At 71.1% G+C, this 23943-nt stretch carries 28 protein-coding genes; 20 read left to right on the forward strand and 8 right to left on the reverse strand.

Features of this window, described 5'->3' with window-relative positions; all coding sequences use genetic code 11:
• Positions 1 to 14 precede the first annotated feature (14 nt).
• Positions 15 to 548 carry a gamma carbonic anhydrase family protein gene (locus ACWZJV_RS27540; protein WP_008359344.1) on the forward strand — a complete coding sequence of 178 codons (534 nt, stop codon included), beginning with the start codon at positions 15 to 17 and terminating at the stop codon, positions 546 to 548.
• A gap of 15 nt (positions 549 to 563) precedes the next feature.
• Here the strand turns inward: ACWZJV_RS27540 and ACWZJV_RS27545 are convergent, their stop codons facing one another.
• Positions 564 to 1184 (reverse strand): hypothetical protein, encoded by a 621-nt coding sequence (locus tag ACWZJV_RS27545; protein WP_457179652.1) that lies wholly within the window; start codon positions 1182 to 1184, stop codon positions 564 to 566.
• A complete protein-coding gene (locus ACWZJV_RS27550; RefSeq protein ID WP_008359349.1) occupies positions 1181 to 1435 on the reverse strand; it encodes a helix-turn-helix domain-containing protein in 255 nt (84 codons plus the stop codon). Before ACWZJV_RS27550 ends, ACWZJV_RS27545 begins: the two co-directional genes overlap by 4 nt.
• A 107-nt stretch (positions 1436 to 1542) precedes the next feature.
• Between ACWZJV_RS27550 and ACWZJV_RS27555 the strand changes: the two genes are divergently transcribed.
• The 4 genes from ACWZJV_RS27555 (at position 1543) to ACWZJV_RS27570 (ending at position 4457) form a co-directional block, all read left to right on the forward strand.
• Positions 1543 to 1806: a phosphoribosyl-ATP diphosphatase gene (locus ACWZJV_RS27555; RefSeq protein ID WP_008359350.1), complete on the forward strand. Its 264-nt coding sequence runs from the start codon at positions 1543 to 1545 to the stop codon at positions 1804 to 1806.
• A 48-nt stretch (positions 1807 to 1854) separates the two neighbouring features.
• Positions 1855 to 2700 carry an ATP phosphoribosyltransferase gene (gene hisG, locus ACWZJV_RS27560; RefSeq protein WP_457182006.1) on the forward strand — a complete coding sequence of 282 codons (846 nt, stop codon included), beginning with the start codon at positions 1855 to 1857 and terminating at the stop codon, positions 2698 to 2700.
• Positions 2684 to 3151 (forward strand): PH domain-containing protein, encoded by a 468-nt coding sequence (locus tag ACWZJV_RS27565; RefSeq protein ID WP_457179653.1) that lies wholly within the window; start codon positions 2684 to 2686, stop codon positions 3149 to 3151. Before hisG ends, ACWZJV_RS27565 begins: the two co-directional genes overlap by 17 nt.
• A gap of 91 nt (positions 3152 to 3242) precedes the next feature.
• Entirely contained in the window at positions 3243 to 4457 is a 1215-nt protein-coding gene (locus ACWZJV_RS27570) for an SGNH/GDSL hydrolase family protein (RefSeq protein ID WP_457179654.1), read from the forward strand.
• A gap of 10 nt (positions 4458 to 4467) precedes the next feature.
• Here the strand turns inward: ACWZJV_RS27570 and ACWZJV_RS27575 are convergent, their stop codons facing one another.
• Positions 4468 to 5370, reverse strand: a complete 903-nt coding sequence (locus ACWZJV_RS27575) for an aldose 1-epimerase family protein (RefSeq protein WP_457179655.1) — start codon at positions 5368 to 5370, stop codon at positions 4468 to 4470.
• 60 nt (positions 5371 to 5430) lie between these two features.
• Between ACWZJV_RS27575 and ACWZJV_RS27580 the strand changes: the two genes are divergently transcribed.
• From ACWZJV_RS27580 to ACWZJV_RS27600, 5 genes are all read left to right on the forward strand, one after another.
• The gene (locus tag ACWZJV_RS27580; RefSeq protein ID WP_457179656.1) at positions 5431 to 6306 is read left to right on the forward strand and encodes a LysR family transcriptional regulator; all 876 of its coding nucleotides are present in this window, start codon (positions 5431 to 5433) and stop codon (positions 6304 to 6306) included.
• A gap of 128 nt (positions 6307 to 6434) precedes the next feature.
• Entirely contained in the window at positions 6435 to 7391 is a 957-nt protein-coding gene (locus tag ACWZJV_RS27585) for an ABC transporter substrate-binding protein (RefSeq protein ID WP_457179657.1), read from the forward strand.
• A complete protein-coding gene (locus ACWZJV_RS27590; RefSeq protein WP_457179658.1) occupies positions 7391 to 8641 on the forward strand; it encodes a quaternary amine ABC transporter ATP-binding protein in 1251 nt (416 codons plus the stop codon). The genes ACWZJV_RS27585 and ACWZJV_RS27590 overlap by 1 nt, the downstream gene beginning before the upstream one ends.
• The gene (locus ACWZJV_RS27595; protein ID WP_457179659.1) at positions 8634 to 9545 is read left to right on the forward strand and encodes an ABC transporter permease; all 912 of its coding nucleotides are present in this window, start codon (positions 8634 to 8636) and stop codon (positions 9543 to 9545) included. Before ACWZJV_RS27590 ends, ACWZJV_RS27595 begins: the two co-directional genes overlap by 8 nt.
• Before the next feature lie 25 nt (positions 9546 to 9570).
• A complete protein-coding gene (locus ACWZJV_RS27600) occupies positions 9571 to 10518 on the forward strand; it encodes a TauD/TfdA dioxygenase family protein (protein WP_457179660.1) in 948 nt (315 codons plus the stop codon).
• Here the strand turns inward: ACWZJV_RS27600 and ACWZJV_RS27605 are convergent.
• On the reverse strand, positions 10515 to 11015 hold the full coding sequence (locus tag ACWZJV_RS27605) for a nucleoside/nucleotide kinase family protein (RefSeq protein WP_196874261.1): 501 nt from the start codon (positions 11013 to 11015) through the stop codon (positions 10515 to 10517). The two genes, ACWZJV_RS27600 and ACWZJV_RS27605, sit on opposite strands and share 4 nt — an antisense overlap.
• A gap of 44 nt (positions 11016 to 11059) precedes the next feature.
• Positions 11060 to 11509 carry a hypothetical protein gene (locus ACWZJV_RS27610; RefSeq protein WP_457179661.1) on the reverse strand — a complete coding sequence of 150 codons (450 nt, stop codon included), beginning with the start codon at positions 11507 to 11509 and terminating at the stop codon, positions 11060 to 11062.
• A gap of 100 nt (positions 11510 to 11609) precedes the next feature.
• Here ACWZJV_RS27610 and ACWZJV_RS27615 point away from each other — a divergent pair, with 100 nt between their 5' ends.
• The 10 genes from ACWZJV_RS27615 (at position 11610) to ACWZJV_RS27660 (ending at position 19857) form a co-directional block, all read left to right on the forward strand.
• On the forward strand, positions 11610 to 12104 hold the full coding sequence (locus ACWZJV_RS27615; protein WP_040755531.1) for an SseB family protein: 495 nt from the start codon (positions 11610 to 11612) through the stop codon (positions 12102 to 12104).
• Positions 12105 to 12491: 387 nt separating this feature from the next.
• Entirely contained in the window at positions 12492 to 13157 is a 666-nt protein-coding gene (gene infC, locus ACWZJV_RS27620) for a translation initiation factor IF-3 (RefSeq protein ID WP_457182007.1), read from the forward strand.
• Positions 13158 to 13227: 70 nt separating this feature from the next.
• Positions 13228 to 13440, forward strand: a complete 213-nt coding sequence (locus tag ACWZJV_RS27625) for a large ribosomal subunit protein bL35 (RefSeq protein ID WP_008359371.1) — start codon at positions 13228 to 13230, stop codon at positions 13438 to 13440.
• 48 nt (positions 13441 to 13488) lie between these two features.
• A complete protein-coding gene (gene rplT / locus ACWZJV_RS27630; protein WP_008359372.1) occupies positions 13489 to 13872 on the forward strand; it encodes a 50S ribosomal protein L20 in 384 nt (127 codons plus the stop codon).
• Between the two features lie 85 nt (positions 13873 to 13957).
• Positions 13958 to 14731 (forward strand): TrmH family RNA methyltransferase, encoded by a 774-nt coding sequence (locus ACWZJV_RS27635; RefSeq protein ID WP_457179662.1) that lies wholly within the window; start codon positions 13958 to 13960, stop codon positions 14729 to 14731.
• Between the two features lie 19 nt (positions 14732 to 14750).
• Positions 14751 to 15092, forward strand: coding sequence for an iron chaperone (locus tag ACWZJV_RS27640; protein WP_457179663.1), 342 nt, complete (start codon positions 14751 to 14753; stop codon positions 15090 to 15092).
• 34 nt (positions 15093 to 15126) lie between these two features.
• Positions 15127 to 16170: a MerR family transcriptional regulator gene (locus tag ACWZJV_RS27645; RefSeq protein ID WP_457179664.1), complete on the forward strand. Its 1044-nt coding sequence runs from the start codon at positions 15127 to 15129 to the stop codon at positions 16168 to 16170.
• A 33-nt stretch (positions 16171 to 16203) separates the two neighbouring features.
• Positions 16204 to 17379 carry an MFS transporter gene (locus tag ACWZJV_RS27650; RefSeq protein ID WP_457179665.1) on the forward strand — a complete coding sequence of 392 codons (1176 nt, stop codon included), beginning with the start codon at positions 16204 to 16206 and terminating at the stop codon, positions 17377 to 17379.
• Between the two features lie 33 nt (positions 17380 to 17412).
• Positions 17413 to 18615, forward strand: a complete 1203-nt coding sequence (locus ACWZJV_RS27655) for an oxygenase MpaB family protein (RefSeq protein WP_457179666.1) — start codon at positions 17413 to 17415, stop codon at positions 18613 to 18615.
• 198 nt (positions 18616 to 18813) lie between these two features.
• Entirely contained in the window at positions 18814 to 19857 is a 1044-nt protein-coding gene (locus ACWZJV_RS27660; protein WP_457179667.1) for a sensor histidine kinase, read from the forward strand.
• Positions 19858 to 19871: 14 nt separating this feature from the next.
• On the opposite strand, the gene ACWZJV_RS27665 is transcribed toward ACWZJV_RS27660, so the two are convergent.
• From ACWZJV_RS27665 to ACWZJV_RS27675, 3 genes are read right to left on the reverse strand one after another with little or no spacing between them, the layout of a single operon-like run.
• Positions 19872 to 21971 (reverse strand): iron ABC transporter permease, encoded by a 2100-nt coding sequence (locus tag ACWZJV_RS27665; RefSeq protein WP_457179668.1) that lies wholly within the window; start codon positions 21969 to 21971, stop codon positions 19872 to 19874.
• On the reverse strand, positions 21968 to 22987 hold the full coding sequence (locus ACWZJV_RS27670) for an iron-siderophore ABC transporter substrate-binding protein (RefSeq protein ID WP_457179669.1): 1020 nt from the start codon (positions 22985 to 22987) through the stop codon (positions 21968 to 21970). The genes ACWZJV_RS27665 and ACWZJV_RS27670 overlap by 4 nt, the downstream gene beginning before the upstream one ends.
• 25 nt (positions 22988 to 23012) lie before the next feature.
• A complete protein-coding gene (locus ACWZJV_RS27675; protein ID WP_008359386.1) occupies positions 23013 to 23810 on the reverse strand; it encodes an ABC transporter ATP-binding protein in 798 nt (265 codons plus the stop codon).
• Positions 23811 to 23943 lie beyond the last annotated feature (133 nt).

Below are 23943 nucleotides of genomic sequence, written 5' to 3' on the forward strand. Positions count from 1 at the left end.
TAGGCTCTGCTCCGATGAACATCTTCGAGTTCGACGGCAAGAGTCCGCAGATCCACCCCGACGCCTGGGTGGCGCCGACGGCGACGCTGATCGGTGACGTACGCCTCGGCCCGAACGCGAGCGTCTGGTACGGCGCCGTGCTCCGCGCCGACGTCGGGCCGATCGTCATCGGCGAGGGCTCCAACGTCCAGGACAACTCGGTGCTGCACGTACGCCCCGGCTCCTCCCTCGAGATGGGCCCGCACAGCACGATCGCCCACGGCTGCGTCGTGCACGGCGACCGGATCGGCACCGGCTCGCTGATCGGCAACGGGGCGGTCGTCTCCGATGCCGTGGTCATCGGCGACGGCTGCCTGATCGCAGCCGGCGCGATGGTGGTCGAGGGGACCCAGGTGCCCGACCACAGCCTGGTGATGGGCGTGCCCGCCAAGATCCGCGGCACGATCGAGCCCGACACCAACCCGGCCGTGATCCTCGAGCTCAACGCGCCGGGCTACGTGGAGTTCATGAAGCTGCACCGCGCGACGGTACGCCCGGTCAAACCCTGACCCTGAGGTTGAGGGTTACTCCGCTCCGCAGGCCACGCAGTGCAGCGAGCCGACCCGGCGGTCGGCCTCGCAGGTCGTGCACGGGGCGATCGTCTCCCGGCCGCAGCCCTCGCAGTGCTTGCCGCGGACGGGGTAGCCGCAGTAGGGGCAGTCGCCCTTGCGTACCCGCATGGCGGGGATCCGCTTGGCCAGCAGACGCTGGACAGCGACGAACACGCCCACGGTGCCGGCGGCTCCGAACAGCGACAGGATGAGCGGGCCGAAGTCGGCGTACTCGAAGGTGTAGTGGAAGGCGAAGACCAGGGCCATGATCACCCCGGTCGCGGCGAGCGCGAAGCCGAGTGGCAGGAAGCGTGAGCCGCTGCGGCGCAGCCGGTAGAGGACCCAGAAGCCGACCAGGCACAGCAGGATGATGAAGCCGAGGCGTACGCCGATCTGGATCGCCTCGTGACCGGGGATCTTGCACGGCGACTCGCCGTTGTTGCACTGGTCCCAGTCCAGGTAGAGCGGCCACCAGTCGGCCACCTTGACGTAGAACCAGACGGTGCCGACGAGCAGGAAGGCGGTCAGCGCGACCGCCAGGAACCGCTCGCTCCGGGTCGACTCGACCTCGTCGGCGGCGATAGGGGTCTTCATGGCGTGCTCCTGTGGGCTCGGGTGCGGGCATGGAAGCCGACCTCGAGGCGGCAGTCGAGCGCGGCCGCCACCCGGAGGAGGGTGTCGATCTTGGGCGGGCGGGACCCGGACTCCAGCCGTGCGATCGCCGACTGGGTCGTCCCGCAGAGCTCGGCGAGCTCGCGCTGGGACAGCCCCCGCGCGACCCGGTGCTCGGTGACCTGGGCGGCGATCCCGACGTAGAACGCGGTGTCCTCGTCGTTGGTGCTCACGACGTCGACGGTATCGCAGTTCTGCTATGACTGTCCATAGCAGAACTGCTATCGCTCGGGTGAGACGATTCGGGTGCGAGGTCGCGTACGGCCTAGGCTTGACGCTCGTGAAGACGTTCGACGAGCTCTGGGCCGAGCTGAGCGAGAAGGCCCGGACCCGACCTGAAGGATCCGGCACCGTGGCACAGCTCGACGCCGGGGTCCATGCGATCGGGAAGAAGCTGGTCGAGGAGGCCGCCGAGTCCTGGATGGCGGCCGAGTACGAGGGCAAGGAAGCGACCGCGGAGGAGATCTCCCAGTTGCTCTACCACGCCCAGGTGCTCATGCTCGCCAGCGGAATCTCCATCGACGACGTCTACTCACACCTGTAGGGATCACCCATGTCTGACCTGACCCAGCGTGACAACACCGAGACCGGCATGCTCCGGATCGCCGTCCCCAACAAGGGCTCGCTGTCCGTCGCCGCCTCCGAGCTGCTGCGCGAGGCGGGCTACCGCCAGCGCGACGACTCCAAGCGCCTGACCCTCATCGACGAGGAGAACGGCGTCGAGTTCTTCTACCTGCGCCCGCGCGACATCGCGCTCTACGTCGGCGAGGGCACCCTCGACATCGGCATCACCGGTCGTGACCTGCTCCTCGACTCCGGCGCGAAGGCCGACGAGGTCGTCGGGCTCGGGTTCGGCCGGTCACGGTTCCACTTCGCCGGCCGTGCCGGCGCGTTCACCTCGGTCGAGGAGCTGCGCGGCAAGCGGATCGCGACCTCCTACGTCGGGGTCGTCTCCGCCTTCCTGGAGCGCGAGGGGATCGACGCGAGCGTGACCCGCCTCGACGGCGCCGTGGAGACCTCGATCCAGCTCGGTGTCGCCGACGTGATCGCCGACGTGGTCGAGACCGGATCCACGATGCGCCAGGCCGGCCTGGAGATCTTCGGCGAGCCGATCATGCACTCCGAGGCCGTGGTGATCACCCGGTCGGGTGCGCAGCTGCCCCCGGCGTACGAGACCTTCCGGCGGCGGCTCGACGGCGTCCTGATCGCGCGCAGCTACGTGATGATGGACTACGACATCCGCGCCGAGGACCTCTCCGAGGCCTCCGCGATGACCCCCGGGCTCGAGGGCCCGACGGTCAGCCCGCTGCACCGCGAGGGCTGGGTCGCGGTCCGCGCGATGGTGCCGCGCAAGGGCTCGCAGAAGCTGATGGACGACCTCTACGCCGTGGGCGCCCGTGCGATCCTGCTGACGGAGATCAATGCCTGCCGGATCTGAGTCCACGGGATCCGAGCTGCCGGTGAAGCTGCCGCACACCTGGCGCCCGCTCGGCGCCAGCGTGATGGGCTGGTTCCTCGTCGCCGCGCTCGCGGTGATGTGCACCATGGTCTGGGTCGGGTTCACGCCCGAGATCAAGGCCCAGGTCACCATGTTCGAGCGGCTCACCTTCGGTGCCGTGGGTCTCGGGATCGTGGTCTGCGTGCACGCGCTGACCCGGTCGCGGGTCGTCGCCCGGGAGAGCGGCCTTACGGTGGTCAACGGCTACAAGCGCCGCGACCTGGAGTGGGCGGAGATCCTCGCGATCAACTTCCCGCGCGGTGCGCCCTGGCCCACGATCGACCTCGCCTCGGGCCACAACATCTCCGCCCTCGGCATCCAGGCCTCCGACGGCGCATCGTCGCGGAAGGCCGTACGCACGCTGCGCACCCTCGCCGACGAGCTGTCCTGACGACGACCGGCCGGCGAACCGCTTACTACGGTTCGGGGAATCCTCGCGGCGCCTGCTGATCGCGACGTACGCGGCGGCTTAGCGTATCCGCGTGATCTCCTGGACTCGTGCGTTTGCCGTGCTGGCAGCCGTGCTCACCCTGGCCTCGACCGTGCCGGCCCAGGCCGCGCCGGCGCACCCGGTCGGCACCTGGGGCGCGTCGGCCGACGAGGTGGGCGGCACCACCGGCGCTGCCGGGCTGGCCGACCTGTCGGTGCGCAACCTGGTCCACACCTCGCTGGGTGGCTCCGGCGTACGCATCACGCTCTCCAACGCCTTCGGGGACCGTCCGGTCACCTTCGCCTCGGCGCACGTGGGGGTGGCCGGTGTCGGTGCCGCGGTGGTGTCCGGCACGAACCGGCCGGTGACCTTCGCCGGTGCCGACCGGGTCACCGTCGCTCCCGGTACCGAGGCGCTCAGCGACCCCGTCGACGCGACCGTGCCTGCGGACACGACCCTCGCGGTCAGCTTCCACGTCGTCGGGGAGAGCGGCCCGATCACCGGGCACGACGTGGCGACGCAGATCTCCTACGTCTCCGGGACGGCCGGCGCGGACGTCGCCGGCGAGGAGTCCGGTGCGGCGTTCACGACGCAGATCTCCCGCTGGTACTGGGTCGAGAGCGTCCTCGTCGAGAAGCCCCGCCGGGTGAAGACCGCGGTGCTCTTCGGCGACTCGATCACCGACGGCAACGGGTCCACCGTCGGCGCCGACCGGCGCTGGCCGGACCTGCTGGCCGACCGGATCGCGGGCAGCCGCTTGGCCGGCCGCTTCGGCGTGATGAACGAGGGCATCTCCGCCAACCGCGTCCTCGTGGACAGCACCGGCGGCCAGCGCGGCCTGGACCGCTTCCGGCGAGACGTCCTCGACCAGCCCGGCGTCTCCACGGTCGTGCTGCTGGAGGGGATCAACGACATCCGCTGGGACGATGCCGACGAGGCCTCCGACCTGACCGACGCCTACCGCGAGCTGATCGCGCAGGCGCACGCCGAGGACGTCTGCGTGATCGGCGCGACCCTGACGCCGTACGAGGGCGGCAGCCGCTACACCCCCGAACGCGACCGGGTGCGGGTCGCGGTCAACGAGTGGATCCGCACCTCCGGCGAGTTCGACGGCGTCGTCGACTTCGACGCCGCCACGCGTGACCCCGACCGGCCGGCGCGGTTCCTGCCGGCGTACGACTCCGGGGACCACCTCCACCCCGGCGACGCCGGCTATGCGGCGATGGCCGAGGCGTTCGACCTGTCGTTGCTGGAGTGCGACCGCTAGACCGCGACGGTCAGATCGCGGTGATGCCCCAGGCGACCTCGAACCGCTCGTCGGGAGCCAGCTCGATCAGGTCGGTGCCGGAGTTGAACGCGTCCGGGGGAGCGGTCATCGGCTCGACGGCGAGGCTGCCGCGCGCGGGCGACTGGTCGTCGGCGCTGTAGACCATCAGCCACGGGTGGTGCTCGTCGACCCAGAGCGCGACGCCGCCGTCGGGGCCTTCGAGCGTCACCGTGGTCCGCCCGTCCTCGCCGCGGTCGAGATCGGTGAAGGCATGGTCGAGCACGACATCGCCGATGGGCTTGGCGGAGGTGAAGTCGTGGGCCGTCCCGGCCGTCGGCTCGCTCGTGGTGGGCAGCTTGCGCTCCGGGTCGGAGAGCAGGCGGGTCCGCGCCGGGAGGGTGAGCGTCCAGCCGTCGACGGGTCCGTCGCCGACGGTCAGATAGGGGTGGGCGCCCACGGCGAAGGGCGCGGGGGAGCCGGCGTGGTTGGTCGCCGACTGGGTCACGGTGAGTCCGTCGGGCCCGACGGCGTAGGTCACCTCGAGGTCGAGCGTCCACGGGTAGCCGCTCTGCGCCATCAGCCGGGTGGCGAGGGTGATCGAGGCCTTGGTCTCGTCGATCGGCAGCCACTGCGCCCACCGCACCAGGCCGTGGGAGGCGTTGTTGCGCGACACCTCCGAGAGCCCGAGCTGGTAGGTCTTCCCGCCGAACTCGTAGCGGCCGTCCCGGATCCGGTTGGGCCACGGCGCCAGCAGCTGTCCCTTGCCGCCGCTGGACTGCTCGTCGTCGCCGAAGGGGGCGATGAGGTCGCGCCCCTCGTAGGACAGCAGGCGCAGCGACCCTCCGCTCTCCGTCACCGTCGCGGAGTAGCCCCCGCCGTCGATCGTGAACTGCTCTCCACTCGGTCTCAGCACGCGCCCAGGCTATCGAGGTGTCCGGAGGGTCTCGGTGAGTGGTCGGGTTAGCCTCGGGCCATGGAGCGACGACAGCTGGAGTTCTTCCTCGCGATCGCCGAGGCCGGCAGCTTCACCAGCGCCGCGGCCCGGCTCCACGTGGCCCAGCCGTCGTTGTCGTACGCCGTGCGGGGGCTCGAGCGCGAGCTCGGCGGCCCGCTCTTCGAGCGTCACGGCAGGGGAGTGCGGCTCACCCCGGCGGGTTCGGCGCTGCTCGGCCCGGCCCGCCGGGTCGTACGTGGCTTCGAGCTCGCCGCGGGAGCCGTCCGGTCCGTCTCCGACGAGGGGTTCGGCAGGCTCCGGATCACCTCCAGCACGGTGTGGGCGGTCGAGCCGCTGGTGCCGGTGCTCGCCGAGTTCCGGCGGATCCAGCCGGCCGCACAGGTCGTCGTCACCGACCCGCAGCACCGCTCCGACGTCCTCGACCAGGTGCGCAAGGGCGAGGCGGACGTCGGCCTCATCGACGGCGCGCCGCCGCGCGGCCCGTTCGGCTCGCACCGGCTCGCCGAGCACGAGCTGGTGGCGGTGCTGCCGCCCTCGGGCGAGGCGCCGGAGGAGATCGGGATCGAGGAGCTCGCCGAGGTCGGCCTGATCGCGACGCCGGCCGGCACCGCGCTGCGTACGTTCCTCGACGCCCGTCTCGAGGCCGCGGGCCTGCCCAGCGAGGTCGCGATCGAGACGGCCCACGTCGCCTCGATCACCCCGCTGGTGCTGGCCCGCGCCGGCGTGGCGGTGCTGACCGAGGGGATGGCCCGTGCGGCGTCGCGCGCCGGCGCGCAGGTGGTGCCGCTGACGCCGGTGACGCGGGTGAGCGTGTCCGTCGTGTGGCTGGAGGGGCGCGGTGACGCGCTGGTCGATCAGTTCGTCGCGCTGGCGCAGGAGCTGACCGACCCGTGAACCAGCTATAGAGGCTCTCTATCACAGCCTCTCGATCCTGGTCTTGCTCCGCGTGTCGACGTGCTGGAACACCGGAAGGTCAATGTCTAGTGTGTTAGACATATATGAACCGAATGGATGGAGCACGCATGCGCCGCCCCCGCCGCCTGGCCGTGGCCGCCCTCGCCGTCGTGGCGACGGCAGGCACCCTGTCCGCCTGCACGACCGCGAGCGAGCGTGACGGTTTCGCCCAGAGCGACTCCGGAGGAGCCGAGGACTCGGTGGTCCTCGCCGAGCAGCCGTGGGTCGACCTCCAGGTCGAGAACGAGGTCGCCGTGCAGATCCTCCAGGAGCTCGGCTACGACGCCAGCATCAAGAAGAACCTCTCCGTCGAGAACGCCGCGACCGCGGTCTCCTCGGGCCAGATCGACGCCTACCTCGGCAACTGGTGGCCCTCGCAGGAGCCCAGCTTCGGCGACCCCATCGACTCCGGCGAGGTCGAGGTGCTCTCCACGATCGTGAAGGGCACCGAGTACGCCCCGGCCGTCCCCGGCGACGTCGCCGACCGGCTCGGGATCGAGTCGCTCGCCGACCTCGACGCCAACGGCGCGAGGTTCGGCCGGAAGATCTACGGCATCGAGGCCGGCTCCCCGGGCAACGAGACGATCCAGAAGGCGATCGACGAAGACGCGTACGGGCTGGGTGACTGGAAGCTCGTCGCCAGCGGCACCCCGGCGATGCTCGCCCAGGTCGAGAAGTCGCAGAAGGCGGGCCAGCCGATCGTGTTCCTCGGCTGGAGCCCGCACTGGATGACGGTGCAGTTCGACGCGGTCTTCCTCGAGGACCCGGACAAGGTCTGGGGCGGCGCCGGCGAGATCCGCACCGTCACCCGCAAGGGGTTCGAGGACGACAACCCCGAGATCGCCGAGTTCCTGTCCAACCTGAGCTTCAGCACCGACGAGGCCGGGCAGTTCTACTACGACCACGACAAGTCCGGGAAGGAGCTCGCCGACATCGCCGAGGCGTGGATCGACGACAACCCCGAGAAGGTCGCCCGGTTCCTCGACGGGGTCGAGGACGCCGACGGCGAGAAGGCGGAGATCTGATGAGCGAGACGAAGACGGAATCCAACGAGACGGGCTCGCCGGCGATCGTCGGGCGAGGCCTGAGCAAGGTCTACGGGCTCGGCCGAAGGCAGGCCGAGAAGGCGCTGGCCGCCGAGGACCCGCGTGCGGCGGCCGCGGCGGCGGGCGGCTATCTCGGTGCCCATGAGATCGACTTCGAGATCGCCAGGGGCGAGATGTTCGTCGTCATGGGACTGTCCGGCTCGGGCAAGTCGACCGTGCTGCGGATGATCAACCGGCTCAACGAGCCCAGCGCCGGCGAGCTGCTGATCGACGGCGAGGACATCACCAAGGTCTCCGACCAGCGACTGCGCGAGCTCCGCAACAACGGCATCGGGATGGTCTTCCAGCACTTCTCGCTGTTCCCGCACCGGACGGTGCGGGAGAACGCGGCGTACGGCCTGAAAGTACGCGGCACCACGAAGCAGGAGCGTCTGGAGAAGGCCGATGCCGCCCTCGAGCGGGTCGGCCTGGGCGGGCGTGGCGACAAGCTGCCGCACGAGCTCTCCGGCGGCATGCGGCAGCGGGTCGGGCTGGCACGTGCGCTGGCCGTGGACCCACCGATCCTGCTGATGGACGAGCCGTTCTCGGCACTGGACCCGCTGATCCGGCGCGACATGCAGGACCTGCTCGTCGACCTCCAGGCCCAGGACCAGCGCACGACGGTCTTCGTCACCCACGACCTCAACGAGGCCATGCGGATCGGCGACCGGGTGATGGTGATGCGCGACGGCCGGGCCATCCAGGTCGCCCCCGGCCCCGAGATCGTCGCCCACCCGGCCGATGAGTACGTCAGCGAGTTCGTCGCCGACGTGGACCGGGCCCGGGTGCTCAGCGCCGGCGACCTGGTGCGGCCGCCACGCCTCGTGCTCGACGAGGAGACCAGCCGCGCCGACGCCCTCACCAGGCTGGGCGAGAACGAGGTCACCGGTGCCTTCGTGACCGATGCCGAGGACCGGCTGCTCGGTGTGGTGACCGCCGACCGGGTCGCCGACCTGAGCAGCGGCGAGAGCCTGCGGGAAGCGCTCGGAGAGCCCTTCGAGCAGGTCGCGCCCGACGACGTCGTCGGCGACTTCATGCAGCTCGCCGGACGCCAGGTCGTGCCGGTGACCGTGCTCGACGACGACGGCCGGATCGTCGGGGTCGTGCCGCGGGCCGCGATCCTCTCGGCCCTTTCCACCGCCAACGGCGCGAGCGCCGCGACCGAGACCAAGGAGGTGGCCCATGCCTGACCTTCACATCGGCGACTTCGGCGAGAACGTCATCAACTTCCTCACCGACAACCTCGGCCCGTTCTTCGACGGCATCAAGGAGGCGCTCAACTTCCTGCTCCGGATGGTCTACGACGTGCTCGGCGGCCTCCCACCGATCGCGATGATCATCGTGCTGGCCGTGATCGCGCTCCTGGTGACCCGCCAGGTCGTCCTCACCCTGGTGCTGACCGTCGGGCTGCTCCTGATCGAGTCGATGGACCTGTGGTACGAGACGATGCAGACCACCACCTCGGTGCTCGTGGCCACGCTCGTGGCCCTGGTGATCGGCATCCCGCTGGGCATCTGGTCGGCCTTCTCGCCACCGCTACGGGCCGCGCTGCGGCCGGTGCTCGACCTGATGCAGACGCTGCCCGTCTTCGTCTACCTGCTGCCGACGATCCTCTTCTTCGGGGTCGGGGACGCACCCGGTCTGGTCGCGACGATCGTCTTCGCGCTGCCGCCCGCCGTCCGGCTCACCCAGCTGGGGATCAACCAGGTCGACGCCGAGACCGTCGAGGCGGCCGCCGCCTTCGGCGCGGGCCGCTGGGAGATCCTGCGCGAGGTGCAGCTCCCGCTGGCCAGGGAGTCGATCATGACCGGTGTCAACCAGGTCATCATGCTGGCCCTCTCGATGGTCGTCGTCGCCGGCCTGGTCGGCGGCTCCGGCCTCGGCGGTGTCGTCGTCAACGCCGTCCAGGGCCTGCAGATCGGCGCCTCGATCGAAGGCGGCCTGGCGGTCGTCGTCATCGCGATCTACCTCGACCGGGTCTCGGCCGCCCTCGGCGGCCAGCGTGGCCTGGCGCCGTCCTGGTGGCCGAAGAGGCTCGGCCGCGGCGGCGGTGCGCCCACGAGGACCGCCGAGCCCGAGCTCACCCCCGCCTGATCCCCATCCCGATCGGAGAACGAACGTGACCATCACCGAGCTGCACCGTCCCGCCGACGTCGTCGAGACCCCCTCGGGCGTACGGGTCCGCCGCGCCGGCGCCCGGATCGGCGCCGTCATCGAGGGCCTGCGGCTGGCCGAGGCCGACGACACCCAGATCCAGGACGTACGCAGCGCCCTGCTGCGCCACAAGGTGCTCTTCTTCCGGGGCCAGGACGGGCTCACCGACGAGGAGCAGAGCGCCTTCGCGGCCCGGTTCGGCGAGCTGACGACCGCGCACCCGACGGTCAACACCGGCTCCGGGCGGGTGCTGCGGGTCACCGCCAACGCCGGCATGGCGGCCAACGCCTGGCACACCGACGTCACCTTCGTCGACCGGGTGCCGGCGATCTCGGTGCTGCGCGCGGTCACCCTGCCGCCCTACGGCGGCACCACGATCTGGGCCAACACCGCGGCCGCCTACGACCGGCTCCCGTCGCCCCTGAAGGCGCTGGCCGACGAGCTGTGGGCGGTGCACACCAACTCCTACGACTACGCCCAGCGCGACGAGGAGCACGAGCAGCCCGACGCCAACTACTCCCGCGACGACTTCGCCTCGATCCACTTCGAGACCCGGCACCCGGTCGTCCGCGTCCATCCGGAGACGGGGGAGCGGTCGCTGGTGCTCGGCTCGTTCGTGAAGGAGTTCGACGGGCTCACCTCCACCGAGTCGATCCACCTGTTCAACCTGCTCCAGGACCGGGTCACCAAGCTCGAGAACACCATCCGCTGGGCCTGGCAGCCCGGCGACGTGGCGATGTGGGACAACCGCGCGACCCAGCACTACGCCGTCGCCGACTTCGACCACCACCCGCGCGAGATGCGCCGGGTCACGGTCGCGGGCGACGTACCGGTCTCGGTCGACGGGCGGCGCTCGGTCGTGCTCCAGGGCGACGCACGTGCCTACAGCCGGCTCGACGAGCTGATCTCCTAGGTCTGCACGACGACGTCGGCGCGGGCGGCGGTCAGGTTCTCGGCGAAGTGCCCGGCCTCGGCGGCCGCCCACGCGTCCCAGTGCGGCGCGAAGGTGTCGCCGTCGCGGTCGATGCCGCGCCGCCGGCGCAGCTCCTCCGGTGCGTCGACCCACGCCAGGGCGGTGCGAAGGCCGTCGTACGCCGCGGCGCCGCTGCCCACACCCTCGACCACGAGCAGCGGGCACGGCGGGACCATGACCGTCTCGGCATAGCCGCCTCGGTGCCAGTCGTAGCGGCGGTAGGAGCCCGGCGCGCCCTCGACGAGGGGGAGCAGGACCGTCTCCAGCTGGGCGATGCCGGCGGCGAGACCGTCCCAGCCGGCGTAGAGGTCGTCCATGTGGATCACCGGGGCCTGGGTCATCTCGGCCAGGGCGGAGGCCAGCGTGGTCTTCCCGGAGCCGGCGGGGCCGTCGACGCAGATCAGCCGCCCGGGACCGAGGGTGGCCGGACGGCTCATCGCGATCGTGAGCAGATCCGCGGCAGCGGGGGAGTCGGTCGAGCTCAGGAGATGCCGTACTTCTTCAGGATGTCGTTGACGTCGGCCAGGTCGTCGTCATCGTCGTCGACCAGCGGACCCTTGGCGGCCTTCGGGGCCGCGACCGAGGCCGGACCAGGGGCGGCGCCGGCCTCCCTCCGCGCGGCGCGGCTCGGCCTCTCCTTGGTGGGCAGCACCCGCGCCACGAAGATCAGCACGATCGCCAGCGCGGCGATGCCGAACCCGATCCACACGGTCGGGCTGAAGACCAGCCGCGCGGCCCAGTCGGCGATCGCGTCCACGATCCTGCCGCCGGCCCGCAGCAGCCCGGTCAGGTAGGCGGCCGGGGCGAGCAGCGTCCACCCCAGGCCCTTCACGCCGGCGCCCACGCCACGCCGTCGGAACGCGATCCACGTCCAGATCGCGCCCAGCACGGTGAGCGCAGCGGCTAGTGCGAGGTAGGCGCCTTGGTCCATGTCTCCAGACTCCCACAGCGGCGGTGATGCGGCACCCGGACTGTCCCCGATATCGGCCCTGATCTTCGGCCGGGGCTCGTGCTGGGGTTCAATGGAGGAGATGAACGACAAGCGACTCCTCGGCACTGCGTTTCCCGGCGACACCGGCGAGACCAGCCCCGAGGTCGTGGCCGTGATGAGGTCGTACGCCGCGGGCCGGGCCACCCAGGCCGACGTGCTCACCACGCTCGCCGCCGCCCGGGTGCTCGTCCCGGTCGTCGCCGTGCTGGGCGAGGTCGAGGTCGACGAGGCCGGTCTGGCCCACGACAAGACCTCCGACATGGCCACCGTGCTGCTCACCGGCGCCGACGGGCGGCAGGCGCTGCTCGGGTTCACCGGCACCGCCTCGCTCCAGGCGTGGCAGGCCGACGCCCGTCCCGTGCCGGTCTCCCTGCGCGACGCCGCGCGGGCCGCCGTCCACGACGGCGCCGACGCGCTCGTGCTCGACCTCGCCGGCCCGGTCCCGTTCGCCATCGAGGGCGACGACCTGCACAAGGTGGCCGAGGGCTGGCAGCTGGCGACCGTCGGGCCGCGTACGGCCTGGGTGCGGCCCTGAGGGTCTGTGCCTGACACCCCGGGCGCCCTGGGGATTGGGACGGCAGGGAATGTTGCAGTAGTGTTCCGTGTTGACCGATCAGCCGACGTACGCCGTCGGTTGATCCAACAAGCGGAGATCACAACAGCGTTCTCCCACCCGCATCGACCGTGAGCAACAAAGGTCGTCGGGTTCCGGTCCCGAAGAGAGTGTCCCAGAGATTTGTGGGGCAATGGATTCGGTGGTGCAAGCCCATGCATGGGTGAGCGTTATGACTGGCTTCCGCTTGTGACAATTCCAGCGGAAGCCCTTTTTCATTTCCGGACCGCCCGTGCACGCGGCCCGGAAAGCAAGATCCAGAGCCTCCGCAGCCAAACAACTGGAGGACACATCAGCACTGAGCTTCGTATCAACGACCGGATCCGGGTTCCCGAGGTCCGCCTCGTTGGTCCCAACGGAGAGACGGTCGGCATCGTGCCGACCCCTGACGCGCTGCGCCTGGCCCAGGAGGCCGACCTCGACCTGGTCGAGATCGCCCCGCAGGGCAAGCCGCCGGTCTGCAAGCTCATGGACTACGGGAAGTTCAAGTACGAGAACGCCCAGAAGGCCCGTGAAGCCCGTCGAAACCAGACGAACGTGATCATCAAGGAGATGAAGCTTCGTCCGAAGATCGACAAGCACGACTACGAGACCAAGAAGGGTCACGTCGTGCGGTTCCTCAACGCCGGGGACAAGGTCAAGATCACGATCATGTTCCGCGGTCGTGAGCAGCACCGTCCCGAGCTCGGCTTCCGCCTGCTGCAGCAGCTGGCCGACGACGTCCAGGACCTGGGCTTCGTCGAGTCCTCGCCGAAGCAGGACGGCCGCAACATGATCATGGTGCTCGGCCCTCACAAGAAGAAGGCCGACGCCAAGGTGGAGGCGAAGACGGCCAAGGAGGAGAAGGCCGCCGAGCGTGCCGCCGACGAGGCCGCCGAGAAGGCGGAGCGTACGGCCGCGAACGCCGCCCGTCCGGCATCGACCCCCAAGGTCAAGCGCCGCTCGGAGAACCTCGACCCCGACATCGACCTCTGACCGGTCGATCCACTGACTTCCGCCGCCGCGGCGCCCCGTGACCGGCCGGACGACGAGAGAAGGAAGAACTATGCCGAAGAACAAGACCCACTCCGGTTCCAAGAAGCGCTTCAAGGTGACCGGTTCCGGGAAGATCCAGCGCCTGCAGGCCGGCCGTAAGTCCGGCGCTGCGTTCGCCTCCGCGCCGACCACCGGCTCGCGCAAGAAGCACCGTCGCAACGCCGGTCTGGTGGAGCTCGCCCCCGCCGACGTCAAGCGCGCGAAGAAGCTGCTCGGTCGCTGAGACCGCTGATCACCCGAACTTTCCCCAGAGCATTCAAGGAGCACTGAAATGGCACGCGTCAAGCGCGCAGTGAACGCTGCGAAGAAGCGTCGCACCACCCTCGAGCGGGCCTCCGGTTACCGGGGCCAGCGCTCGCGCCTCTACCGCAAGGCGAAGGAGCAGGTCACCCACTCGCTGGTCTACTCCTACAACGACCGCCGCAAGAACAAGGGCAACTTCCGTCGCCTGTGGATCCAGCGGATCAACGCCGCGGCGCGGGCCGAGGGCATGACCTACAACCGCTTCATCCAGGGTCTCAACCTGGCCGGCATCGAGGTCGACCGCAAGATCCTCGCCGACCTCGCCGTCAACGACGTGGCCGCGTTCAACGCCCTCGTCGCCCAGGCCAAGGCTGCGCTGCCGGAGGACGTCAACGCCCCGGCGAACGCCTGAGTCCGACTCCGATCGTGGGAGTCTTGGTGTCACCTGGTGACACTGGGACTCCCACTTTCTGTTTGTCCACCTACTTGATCACGGGGTGAGTGTGATTCTCTCTGCTGCCAACGCCCGCCTCAAGGAGATCCGGAAGCTCGCCCGCCGAGCCGTCCGGGCCGAGCGCCGGCAGTTCCTCGCCGACGGGCCCAAGGCCGTCGAGGGTGCCCTCGGCGTCGACGGCTGCGTGCAGGAGATCTTCGCGACGGAGGCAGGGGCCGAGACGTACGCCTCGCTGCTGGCCGATCGGCAGGTGACCCTCGTTGACGACCGGGCCATGGCCGGCCTGTCCGACTCGGTGACTCCCGCCGGCGTGGTGGCGCTGTGCCGGTTCCTCGACGTCCCGCTCGCCGACATCGCCGGCCCGCTCGTGGTGATCTGTGCGGACGTACGCGATCCCGGCAACGCCGGCACGGTCATCCGCTGTGCCGACGCGGCGGGTGCGTCGGGGGTTGTCCTCGCCGGCGACTCGGTCGACCTCTACAACCCCAAGACGGTGCGCGCCTCGGTCGGCTCGGCCTTCCACCTCCCGGTCGCCATCGAGCGCGACCCGCTCGTCGCGGTGAAGGCCGCGAAGGCAGCCGGGCTGACCGTCCTGGCCGCCGACATGCACGGCACCGCGGACCTGTTCGCCGCCGACGCGCTCCTGGCCCGGCCCACGGCCTGGCTGATGGGCAACGAGGCCTGGGGACTTCCGCCGGACCTGGCCGCCGAGGCCGACGAGATCGTGAGCATCCCGATCTTCGGCAGGGCCGAGTCGCTCAACCTCTCCACCGCCGCGGCGCTCTGCCTCTACGCGAGCGCCCGCGCCCAGCGCTGAACCCGCCTAGAGTGGGATCGTGAGTGACCCCGTGATGGACTATCTCGCCGGCGTCGAGCCGGCGAAGCGGGCCTTGATCGAGCACTACTACGACCTCGTGCTCGAGCTGTTCCCGGAGGCCGTCCCCGGCAGGAAGTACGCGATGGCGTGCTACACGCTCCGCGGCAAAGGGCTGGTCTCGGTGATGGCGACCAGGGCCGGACTGTCGGTGATCCCGTTCAGCGGCAGCCTGAACGCCCAGGTCGCGGGCGACTTCGAGGTCTCCGAGGGCGGTGGCTCGCTCTACTGCACCGTCGAGCGCCCGCTGCCCGACGAAGCCTTCGCCGAGCTCGTCCGCCTGCGGGCGGCTCAGATCGGTTGACCTTCATCTCACCTGAAGGCCGATGGTTGCCGGCATGGATGAGCCACTGCTGACGATCGGGGCGTTCGCGCGCGCCGTGGGCCTGACCGCGAGCGCGCTGCGCCACTACGACGAGTGCGGGTTGCTGGTCCCGGCCGAGGTCGACTCGGGGACCGGGTATCGCTACTACACGCCCGAGCTGGCCGAGCGAGCCCGGCTGATCGTCGGGATGCGCGAGGCCGGGGTGCCGATCGAGACCATGCGGGTGGTGCTCGACTCCTCGGCGGCAGAGGCCCGGACCGCGCTGGCGGCGTTCCTCGAGGAGCAGACGGCGCGCACGGGGCGCGCCGAGGAGGCCGTACGCGGCGTGCTGGCCGTCGTCGACGCCGGCCCCGCCGCCCAGCCGGCGATCGTCGAGCTGCCCGGTCCCGTGCTGGCCGCCGCCATCCGGCAGGTTCGGCACGCGGCCGAGTCGGATCCGGCCTCCGAGCTCGCCTCCGTCCTCATCGACGTCGACGGCGCCGGTGTGGACGTGGTCGCCACCAACCGCTACTGGATGGCGGTGCGGGAGCTGCCGGCAGTCGCCGAGGGGGACGGCGGCCGAGCGGTCCTGTCCCTGCCCGACGCCGCCGCGCTCGCCGACCGGCTCGACGCGATCGCGACCGCCGAGCTGCGGATCGCCGACGGCACCCTCACTCTCGCCGGCCGCTCGCTCGGGCGCGATGCCACCTATCCGGCTCATCGCCTCGTGCTCGCCGGCCTGGAGCCGGCCGGCACCCGTGCGGTGCTGTCCAGGGCCGATCTGCTCGCCGGTCTCGACGCGGCCGCCTACGCCGAGGTCGACCTCTTCCTCGGCGACCAGGCCCGGCTCCGCTCGCCGCACACCGCCGAGCAGAGCGACGTACGCGGCGTGGTGACCGGCCCGCCGGCCCGGCTCCGGCTCGGCACGGCCCTCTTCGGCCGCGCGTTGGCGGCGTGCCTGGGTGACGAGGTGCAGCTGGCGGTGACCGCTCCCGACCGGCCGGTGGTCCTCACCTCGCCCTACCAGCCCGGGTTCACCGCGCTGGTCATGCCGGTGCGCCACGACGCCGAGGACTGAGCCGTGGCAGGGTCTCGACAGGCTCGACCACCGATGGCTCGGGGGTTCCGCCCCTGGCTGGCAGCGTCGACCGCTTCGGTCTTCGGTGACTCGGTGACCTTCTTCGCGATCGGCTGGGCGGCGGCGGGCTTCGGAGCCGACGCGGCCAGCCTGGTGCTCACCATTGAGGGCATCCCGCTGGCCGTGCTGGTGCTGGCCGGGGGAGTGCTGGCCGATCGGATCGGCATCCGGCGGACGATGGCCGCGTGCGATGCCGCGATGGTGTTGGTCATGGCCGCGTTCGCGGTCGGGGCGATCGGTGGCGCGGACCTGTGGGTGCTGGTCGCCGTCGGGGCTCTCTCGGGCACCCTCCAAGCACTGCGACGACCGGCCGAGGGGGTCTTCCCGCGGCTGTTCGGCGCCGAGGATCTCGATCGCCGGATGGCACTGGTCGGGTCGGCCCATCAGATCGCCCGCACCGCCGGGCCCGCCGCCGGCGGCTTCCTGATGGGCCACGGCGGACTGCCGCTGACTGCCGGGCTGGACGCGGCGACGTTCGCGCTCGTGCTCGTCGCGCTCCTCCTCGTCCGTCCACCGCACGAGCCGGCTCCCGAGCCCGCCCGAGGGTCGGTCTGGCGCAGCCTGGCCGACGGCGCGAGCGCGGCTCGACGCACCCCCGGGGTCGTCCCGGTCCTCGTCGCGATCACCGGTCTCGCCGCGTCCGTGCTCCCGCTGGTCATGCTCGCGCTGCCCCTCGCCGGCCGCGAGCGCGGCTGGACGGCGGCGGAGACCGGTCTGGTCTCCGCCGCCTGGGTGGCCGGGGGACTGGTGATGACGCTGACGGTCGCTCGCTGGGGTGCGCCCCGCGCGCCGGTCGCGGTCGCCGGCCCCGTGATCGCGGCCGGAGGTGTGGGTCTGCTGGCGCTGCGTACGGAGGTCGGGGCGGGGGTGCTCGCGGTCGGCCTGGTCGGCGTCGGCACCACGATGCTGACCACCTACCTCCTGCCGGCCTACGTCGCCCGCACCCCGCCGGAGATGCTGGCCCGGTTCTCGAGCCTGACCCAGCTGGCTCAGACCGGCCCGGTGCTGGTCGCGACGCCGCTGCTCGGCGCGGCGGCCGGGGTCGACGTACGGCTGGCTCTGGCTGTCGTGGGAGCGCTGCTCCTGGCGACCGTCCCGGCCGCGGTCCGGGTCGCCCGACTGCCGCAGCCGATACCCCACCGGGTCTGATACACGAAAGGTAAATCTGTTTCACTCGATCGTATGACGAACGTGAGCAGACGACGGCTGCTGGCCTCGGGCGGCGCGGCGGCCGCGGCGGGGGCGACCCTCCCGTTGTGGACGTGGGCGCCGAGCGCGTCGATCGCGGGTGCGGGGGACGGGCTGGACCCCGAGTACGTCTGGGACGTCCGCGCCGACCCGGTCATCGCGCGCCTCTACGGCGAGGGTCTCGGCAAGGTCGCCGAGGTCAACCAGATCCTGACGAGCTGGACCACCAACGACCAGCCGCTCCCCGCGGGCCTGCCCGGCTACCTCGAGGACTTCATCGAGGAGGCGAGAAGCCTCCCGGCCTGGGCCGATCAGGGGAGGCTGAAGCTGGCCGGCACGTTCAACGAGGAGAGGTACGGCTTCTTCCTCGCCCTCCTCTACACGCTCGGCAGCGGCCTGATCAGCTGCGCGATCAAGCGCGAGGCCTGGTCGGTCTACTACTCCTACGGCGGCGCGAACATGCGCGAGCGGATCGCCAAGACCACCGTGCTCGGCTACGACGTGATGGACGCCCAGGGCTGGACCGCGTCCGGCAGTCTGCTGGTCAACTCGGTCAAGACCAGGATGGTCCACGCCGCCGTACGCCACCTGCTCCCGCAGTCTCCCCGCTGGGCGAGCGTCGGTGCCGGCCAGGAGATCCCGATCAGCCAGGCCGACATCCTGGTCACCTTCCACAGCCTCGGCACCTGGGTGATGAAGAAGTTCACCGAGTGGGACATCGCGCCGGGCGCGGAGCTCGCCGACGCGTTCCTGCACGCCTGGAACGTCGATCTCCACCTGCTCGGCGTGCAGGACCAGTACCTGCCGAAGGACTGGGCCGCGGCGTACGCGCAGTACGACCAGGTGATGGGCCCGGCCACCGGCGGCACCCGCGAGGGCGTCGAGCTCGCCCAGGCGCTCCTCGACGCGGTGATCGGCGAGGGCAACCCGCTGCTGCGCCACGAGCTGGAGTCGCTGGGACGCTACGTGATCGGGGATGCGTACGCCGACATGATCGCCTTCGACAGGGACCCGGTGCTCGCGCGGGTCTGGGCGGGCGCCGTGCCGCTGCTGGTCCGCTCCTACCAGAGCACCGTCCCCGACATCCCGCTCGTCTCCAATCTGCTCCCCGAGGCCGTGCACACCTTCATCAAGATCTACTTCTCGCCCGGCGACCGTGCGCCGATCACGCTGCCGCTGAGCAATCGGCCGGAGTAGCGGCCCGGCGCCGGTCTCCTCGGTTTAGGGCGTGTCTCCCCAAGACACGGCGGCCGCGAGCGGCGTTTCGGGCCGATCTGGCAAGGCGGCGCTGCGAAGGCAACCTGGAGGCTGTCGAGCGGCGCCAACGCGGCCAGATCGGATGCGAAACGTCGCGTAGCGGGCGTGGATCGGAGAGACACGTCCTAAGGTGGCGGCGTGGACGCCAGAGAACTCGCCGATGCCCTGCCCGACGGTGTCGTCGTCGCCGATGCGGATGGCACGGTCGTTCTGGTCTCCGCCCTGGCCGGGCGGATGCTCGGCGTGGACCCCGACGCGAGTCTCGGGCGGCCGCTGGGTGACGTACTCACGCTGAGCAACACCGACGGACACACCTGGACCAAGGTCAACCGGCCCTACGAGACCCTGCCGACCGTGACCGGCACCCCGGAGCAGGCCTGGCTGCTGCCCGACGGCACCGAGGTGCTCGTCGTCTCGACGATCCGGCGCCCGGCGCTGGACGCTGCCGTCGACCGGGTCTCGATCTCGTTGCGCTCGGGACGTGGCCGCAAGCGCCTGGACCGGGAGCGGTCCGACCTCGTCGCCACCGTCGCCCACGAGCTGCGCTCGCCGCTGACCGGGGTCAAGGGGTTCGTGCAGGCGCTCCTGAACCGGTGGGACAAGCTCAACGACGACCAGAAGAAGCTGATGCTCAGGACGGTCGCCTCCGACTCCGACCGGCTCTCCCGGCTGATCGCCGAGCTCCTCGACGTCGCCCGGATCGACACCGGCCGGCTGCAGCTCTACCCGCGCGCCAGCGACGCGACGGTTCTGGTCACCCGCGTGGTCGAGTCGGTGCGCTCGGCGACCTCGCGGCCGATCGAGCTCGACGTCTCCGCGGACCCCGAGGAGCTCGAGATCCACGCCGACCCGGACAAGTTCACCCAGGTCGTGACCAACCTCGTCGAGAACGCCGTACGTCACGGCGACGGCGTCGTCACCGTGAGCCTGGGCGTCTGTCCCGACGACCCCGACCAGGTCCTGCTGGTCGTCGAGGACCGCGGCGAGGGTATCCCCGCGGAGCTGCGCCAGCGCGTGTTCACGAAGTTCTGGAAGCACGGCGCCCGCGGCGGCTCGGGCCTGGGTCTCTACATCGTCGGTGGCCTGACCAAGGCCCACGGCGGCTCGGTCAGGATCACCGATGCCGACGGCGGCGGGGCTCGCATCGAGATCGGCTGGCCCCGGAATCCGCCGTCGGCCTGAGGCTTACCTTCTAGTCACGGCCTGGACCGGGCGAGCAGGAAGATGAAGTACGGCGCGCCGATGAGCGCGACCACGAGACCCGCGGGGATCTGGGCGGGACTGATCGCGGTGCGGCCGACGGCGTCGGCGACCACGAGGAGCAGCGCCCCGACCAGGATGGCGACCGGGACGACGCGTACGGCCCGGCCACCGACGAGAGCGCGCGCGATGTGCGGCGCGACCAGGCCGACGAAGCCAACGACGCCGACCGCGGAGACGGCCATCGCGGTGAGCACCGCGGCGGTCAGTAGGATCAGCAGCCGTACCCGCTCCGAGGAGACCCCGACGAGCCGTGGGGTGTCCTCGTCCAGCGTGAGCAGGTCGAGCTCGCGGCGCACCATGAAGGCGATCGGGATCGCGACGGCCAGGGCGACCGCGACCGGGACGACCTGCTCCCAGCTGCGGCCGTAGGTCGAGCCGGACAGCCAGGTGTAGATCCGCGGTGTGTCCCACGGGTTGGAGCGCACCAGCAGGAAGGTGCTGAGGGAGACCGACCCGTACCAGACGCCGATCCCGATGAGGACCAGCCGATCGGTGTCGATCCCGTGCCGCCAGGCGAGGCCGTAGACCAGGCCGAAGGCGACCAGGGATCCGATCGTCGCGGCGACGAGCATCGTGGTCGTCGAGGCGGCCGCCGAGCTGCCGCCGCTCCAGCCGGAGGACAGCCCGGTCACCACGATGACCGCGCCGACCCCGGCTCCGCCGGTGATGCCGAGGATCCCCGGCTCGGCCAGCGGGTTGCGGCACGTCGCCTGGACGAACATGCCGGCCAGGGCGAGGGCGCCGCCGGCGAGCACGGCCGCGCCGACCCGGGGTGCGCGCTCGTCGAGCGCGAACTGCACCAGCGGGATGCCCTGGTTCTGCAGCCAGGCGACGATGTCGCCGGTGTAGAGCCACTGGTGGCCCGCGAGCAGGCCGACGACGGTGGCCCCGACCGTCAGGGCGAGCAGCAGGACGAGCACCACTAGGAAGCGCAGCCGGCTGCGGATGGTGACGGTGGCGCCCGGTGGGCGCCGGGTGGGTCCGGAGTCACGACCGCCACGGGCGAGGAGCACCATCACGACCGCACCGGCGATCGTCGTGGTGACCCCGGTGGGCACGGACATGGCCTCGTCGGCGCCGAGCACGGCGCGGACGATGACGTCGGCCGCGACGACGACGAGGGCGCCGACCAGACCTGCGGCCGGAAGCAGCACCGCGTGCCGGTTCAGCGTCGGCACGAGCCGGCCGAGCAGGCGGACCAGGACCGGGGCGCACAGCCCGACGAAGCCGATCGGGCCCGCCAGCGTCACCGAGGCCGAGGTGAGCAGCACCGCGAGCACGGTCCCGATCGCACGGGTCGAGCGGACCGGGACGCCGAGGACCGAGGCGGCGTCGTCGCCGGCGGAGAGCAGGTCGAGCCGGCGGGCCAGCAGCAGGCCGCAGACCGTCGCCACCAGGACCACCGGCGCCACCTGCCAGAACGCCCGTAGCCCGAGCTGGCTCAGCGAGCCGCTGCCCCAGGCGAACAGGCTCGTGGTCTCCTCGGAGTAGAGGATGAGCAGCGTCGAGGTGGCGGCCTGGAGCGCGAGTGCGACGGCCGATCCGGCGAGGATCAGCCGGGTCGTCGACGTACCGGCGCCACCGGCCAGGGCGAGGACGATGCCGGCGGCCACGAGGCCGCCGAGGAAGGCCGTGATGCCGGAGGCCCACAGCGGGACCGACAGGCCGAAGGCGGCGACCAGCGTGACCGCGAAGTAGGCGCCGCCGGTCACCGCGAGGGTGTCGGGGGCGGCCATCGCGTTGCGGGCGAGCGACTGCAGGAGCGCCCCCGCGACACCGAGGGCGAACCCGACCGCGATGCCCGCGGCGAGCCGGGGGATCCGCGAGCCGGTGATGATCTCCATGGTCGACGCGGTGGCGCCGTGCGACTGCTCACGTCCGAGCAGCGCGTCGAGGAAGTCTGCGGGGCCGACGCCCGAGGTGCCCTGGGTGAGGTGCCAGCAGGCGGTCAGCAGCAGCCCGACGAGCAGGCACAGGAGGACGACAGAGGCGCCTCCCGCGCCCGCCCGCGGGGCCTTGACGGCATCGGTCACTTGCTGAGCAGGTCGACGTACGCGTCCAGGACCTGCTCGGCGGAGCGCGGGCCACCGAAGGTCCAGATGCCCTCGGGGAAGGCGTGGGTGCGGCCCTCGCTCACGGCGGGGATCGACTTCCAGACGTTGTTCTTGGCCAGCTCGGCGTTGATGTCACCGGCGGGGTCGACGGTGCCGGTGTGGAAGAAGGTGGCGTCGCCGAGCGTGGTCATGCCCTCGATGTCGGTCTGCCCGAGGCCGTACGCCGGGTCGACCTCGCCCGTCCAGGCGTTCTTCAGCCCGATCTCCTCGCCGAGCTCACCGATCAGCGAGCCCTGGCCGAACGGGCGGATCGCGACGTTGGCGCCGTCGATCCAGCCGTCGAAGTAGACGAACTCGGTGCCTGCGGCGTCGGCGTCGGCGACCGCCTTCTTGGAGGCGGCGAGCTTGTCCTCGAAGTCACCGACGACGGCCTCGGCCTGCGCCTCGCGGCCGGTGGCCTCGGCGATCATCTCGAAGGTGGTCACCATGTTGGCGACCGGGTCCTTGGCGTCGGCGCCCTTCGTGGCGAGGACGGGGACGTCGTACTTGGCGAGCTGCTCGAGGATCTCGTCCTCGGCGGTGTAGGCCTCGACGACGATCAGGTCGGGGTTGGTGCCGAAGAGGGTCTCGAGGTTCGGCTCGCCCCGGGTGCCGACGTCGGTGACGTCCTCGCCGAGCTCCTCGGCGGTGTCCCAGGTGCGGTAGCCCTTGGCGTCGGCCACGGCGACCGGGTCCACGCACAGGCTGAGGAGGTCCTCGGTCTGCTGCCACTCGAGGACCGCGACCCGTTCGGCAGGCTTGTCGAGCTCGACCTTGTTGCCGAAGGAGTCGGTCAGGCTGACCGCGCCGGTCGAGGTCTCGACCCCCTCGCAGCCCGCGGAGGCCTTCTTGTCGGACGTGTCGGTCTCGGCGGCGGTGGTGGTCTGCCCGCAGGCGGCGAGCAGCAGGGCTGCGCAAGCCGTTGCCAGGGCAGCCGTCGTCGTACGTCGAATCATGTCTTCCTCTTCGTGTCCGCCGGCGTCAGCGCCGGGCGTGATGCCTGCCGCGTGGCTCGACCCGGACGCGCCCGGTCTCCAGATCGGAGGTCACCTCGATCGGGAGCCCGTACACCTCGGAGAGGTGTTCGGCGGTGAGCACGTCAGCGGGTTCGCCGGTGGCGTGCACAACGCCGTGGTGCAGCAGTACGACCTGGTCCGCCACGGCGGCGGTCTGGTTCAGGTCGTGCAGGACGACGCCGATGGCCGTCCCGTGATGGTCCGCGAGGTCGCGGACCAGGTCCAAGATCTCGACCTGGTAGCGCAGGTCGAGGTGGTTGGTGGGCTCGTCGAGCAGCAGCACGCCGGTGTCCTGGGCCAGGCAGCTGGCCAACCACACGCGCTGCAGCTCGCCACCGGAGAGCTGGTCGACCGGCCGGTCCGCCATCCGTGCCGTGCCGGTCAGCTCCAGCGCCCGGTCGATGCTCGCCAGGTCGTCCTCGGTCAGTGCGGCGAAGCGCCGGCGGTGGGGGTGACGGCCGAACCCGACGATGTCGCGGACGGTCAGACCGGAGGGGTGCGGACGCGACTGCGACAGCAGCGTCACCCGGCGCGCGAACTCGCGCGCGCCCAGCGGGGCGCTGTCGTCGCCGTCCAGCGACACCGACCCGGAGGTCACCCGGTGCAACCGGGCGAGGGAGCGGAGCACGGTCGACTTCCCCGAGCCGTTCGGGCCGATGAGAGCGGTGACCCGCCCCGACTCGAGGCCGATCGAGACTCCATGGACGACGGTGGCGCGGGCGTAGCCGAGAACCAGGTCGTGACCGGAGAGCGCAGGGGGCATGAGGTGAGGCTAGCCTAACTAAGGCTCGCCTGTCTCAGGGGGTCCGCGAATTCGGTCCCGGCGCGCCTGGATGTCCGGTTCGCGCGGGGAGGTGTGGGGTTCCTAGACTGTCGTTCATTCATGACAACTGAGT

The organism is Nocardioides sp. WG-D5 (genome assembly GCF_054031175.1).

What these genes read in the sequence shown, in the direction of transcription:
- ACWZJV_RS27540 (WP_008359344.1), top strand. Translation starts at nt 15, where the DNA reads ATGAACATCTTCGAGTTCGACGGCAAGAGTCCGCAGATCCACCCCGAC.
- ACWZJV_RS27545 (WP_457179652.1), bottom strand. Translation starts at nt 1,184, where the DNA reads ATGAAGACCCCTATCGCCGCCGACGAGGTCGAGTCGACCCGGAGCGAG.
- hisG (WP_457182006.1), top strand. Translation starts at nt 1,855, where the DNA reads ATGCTCCGGATCGCCGTCCCCAACAAGGGCTCGCTGTCCGTCGCCGCC.
- ACWZJV_RS27565 (WP_457179653.1), top strand. Translation starts at nt 2,684, where the DNA reads ATGCCTGCCGGATCTGAGTCCACGGGATCCGAGCTGCCGGTGAAGCTG.
- ACWZJV_RS27580 (WP_457179656.1), top strand. Translation starts at nt 5,431, where the DNA reads ATGGAGCGACGACAGCTGGAGTTCTTCCTCGCGATCGCCGAGGCCGGC.
- ACWZJV_RS27585 (WP_457179657.1), top strand. Translation starts at nt 6,435, where the DNA reads ATGCGCCGCCCCCGCCGCCTGGCCGTGGCCGCCCTCGCCGTCGTGGCG.
- ACWZJV_RS27590 (WP_457179658.1), top strand. Translation starts at nt 7,391, where the DNA reads ATGAGCGAGACGAAGACGGAATCCAACGAGACGGGCTCGCCGGCGATC.
- ACWZJV_RS27595 (WP_457179659.1), top strand. Translation starts at nt 8,634, where the DNA reads ATGCCTGACCTTCACATCGGCGACTTCGGCGAGAACGTCATCAACTTC.
- ACWZJV_RS27605 (WP_196874261.1), bottom strand. Translation starts at nt 11,015, where the DNA reads ATGAGCCGTCCGGCCACCCTCGGTCCCGGGCGGCTGATCTGCGTCGAC.
- ACWZJV_RS27610 (WP_457179661.1), bottom strand. Translation starts at nt 11,509, where the DNA reads ATGGACCAAGGCGCCTACCTCGCACTAGCCGCTGCGCTCACCGTGCTG.
- ACWZJV_RS27615 (WP_040755531.1), top strand. Translation starts at nt 11,610, where the DNA reads ATGAACGACAAGCGACTCCTCGGCACTGCGTTTCCCGGCGACACCGGC.
- ACWZJV_RS27625 (WP_008359371.1), top strand. Translation starts at nt 13,228, where the DNA reads ATGCCGAAGAACAAGACCCACTCCGGTTCCAAGAAGCGCTTCAAGGTG.
- rplT (WP_008359372.1), top strand. Translation starts at nt 13,489, where the DNA reads ATGGCACGCGTCAAGCGCGCAGTGAACGCTGCGAAGAAGCGTCGCACC.
- ACWZJV_RS27645 (WP_457179664.1), top strand. Translation starts at nt 15,127, where the DNA reads ATGGATGAGCCACTGCTGACGATCGGGGCGTTCGCGCGCGCCGTGGGC.
- ACWZJV_RS27650 (WP_457179665.1), top strand. Translation starts at nt 16,204, where the DNA reads ATGGCTCGGGGGTTCCGCCCCTGGCTGGCAGCGTCGACCGCTTCGGTC.
- ACWZJV_RS27655 (WP_457179666.1), top strand. Translation starts at nt 17,413, where the DNA reads ATGACGAACGTGAGCAGACGACGGCTGCTGGCCTCGGGCGGCGCGGCG.
- ACWZJV_RS27670 (WP_457179669.1), bottom strand. Translation starts at nt 22,987, where the DNA reads ATGATTCGACGTACGACGACGGCTGCCCTGGCAACGGCTTGCGCAGCC.
- ACWZJV_RS27675 (WP_008359386.1), bottom strand. Translation starts at nt 23,810, where the DNA reads ATGCCCCCTGCGCTCTCCGGTCACGACCTGGTTCTCGGCTACGCCCGC.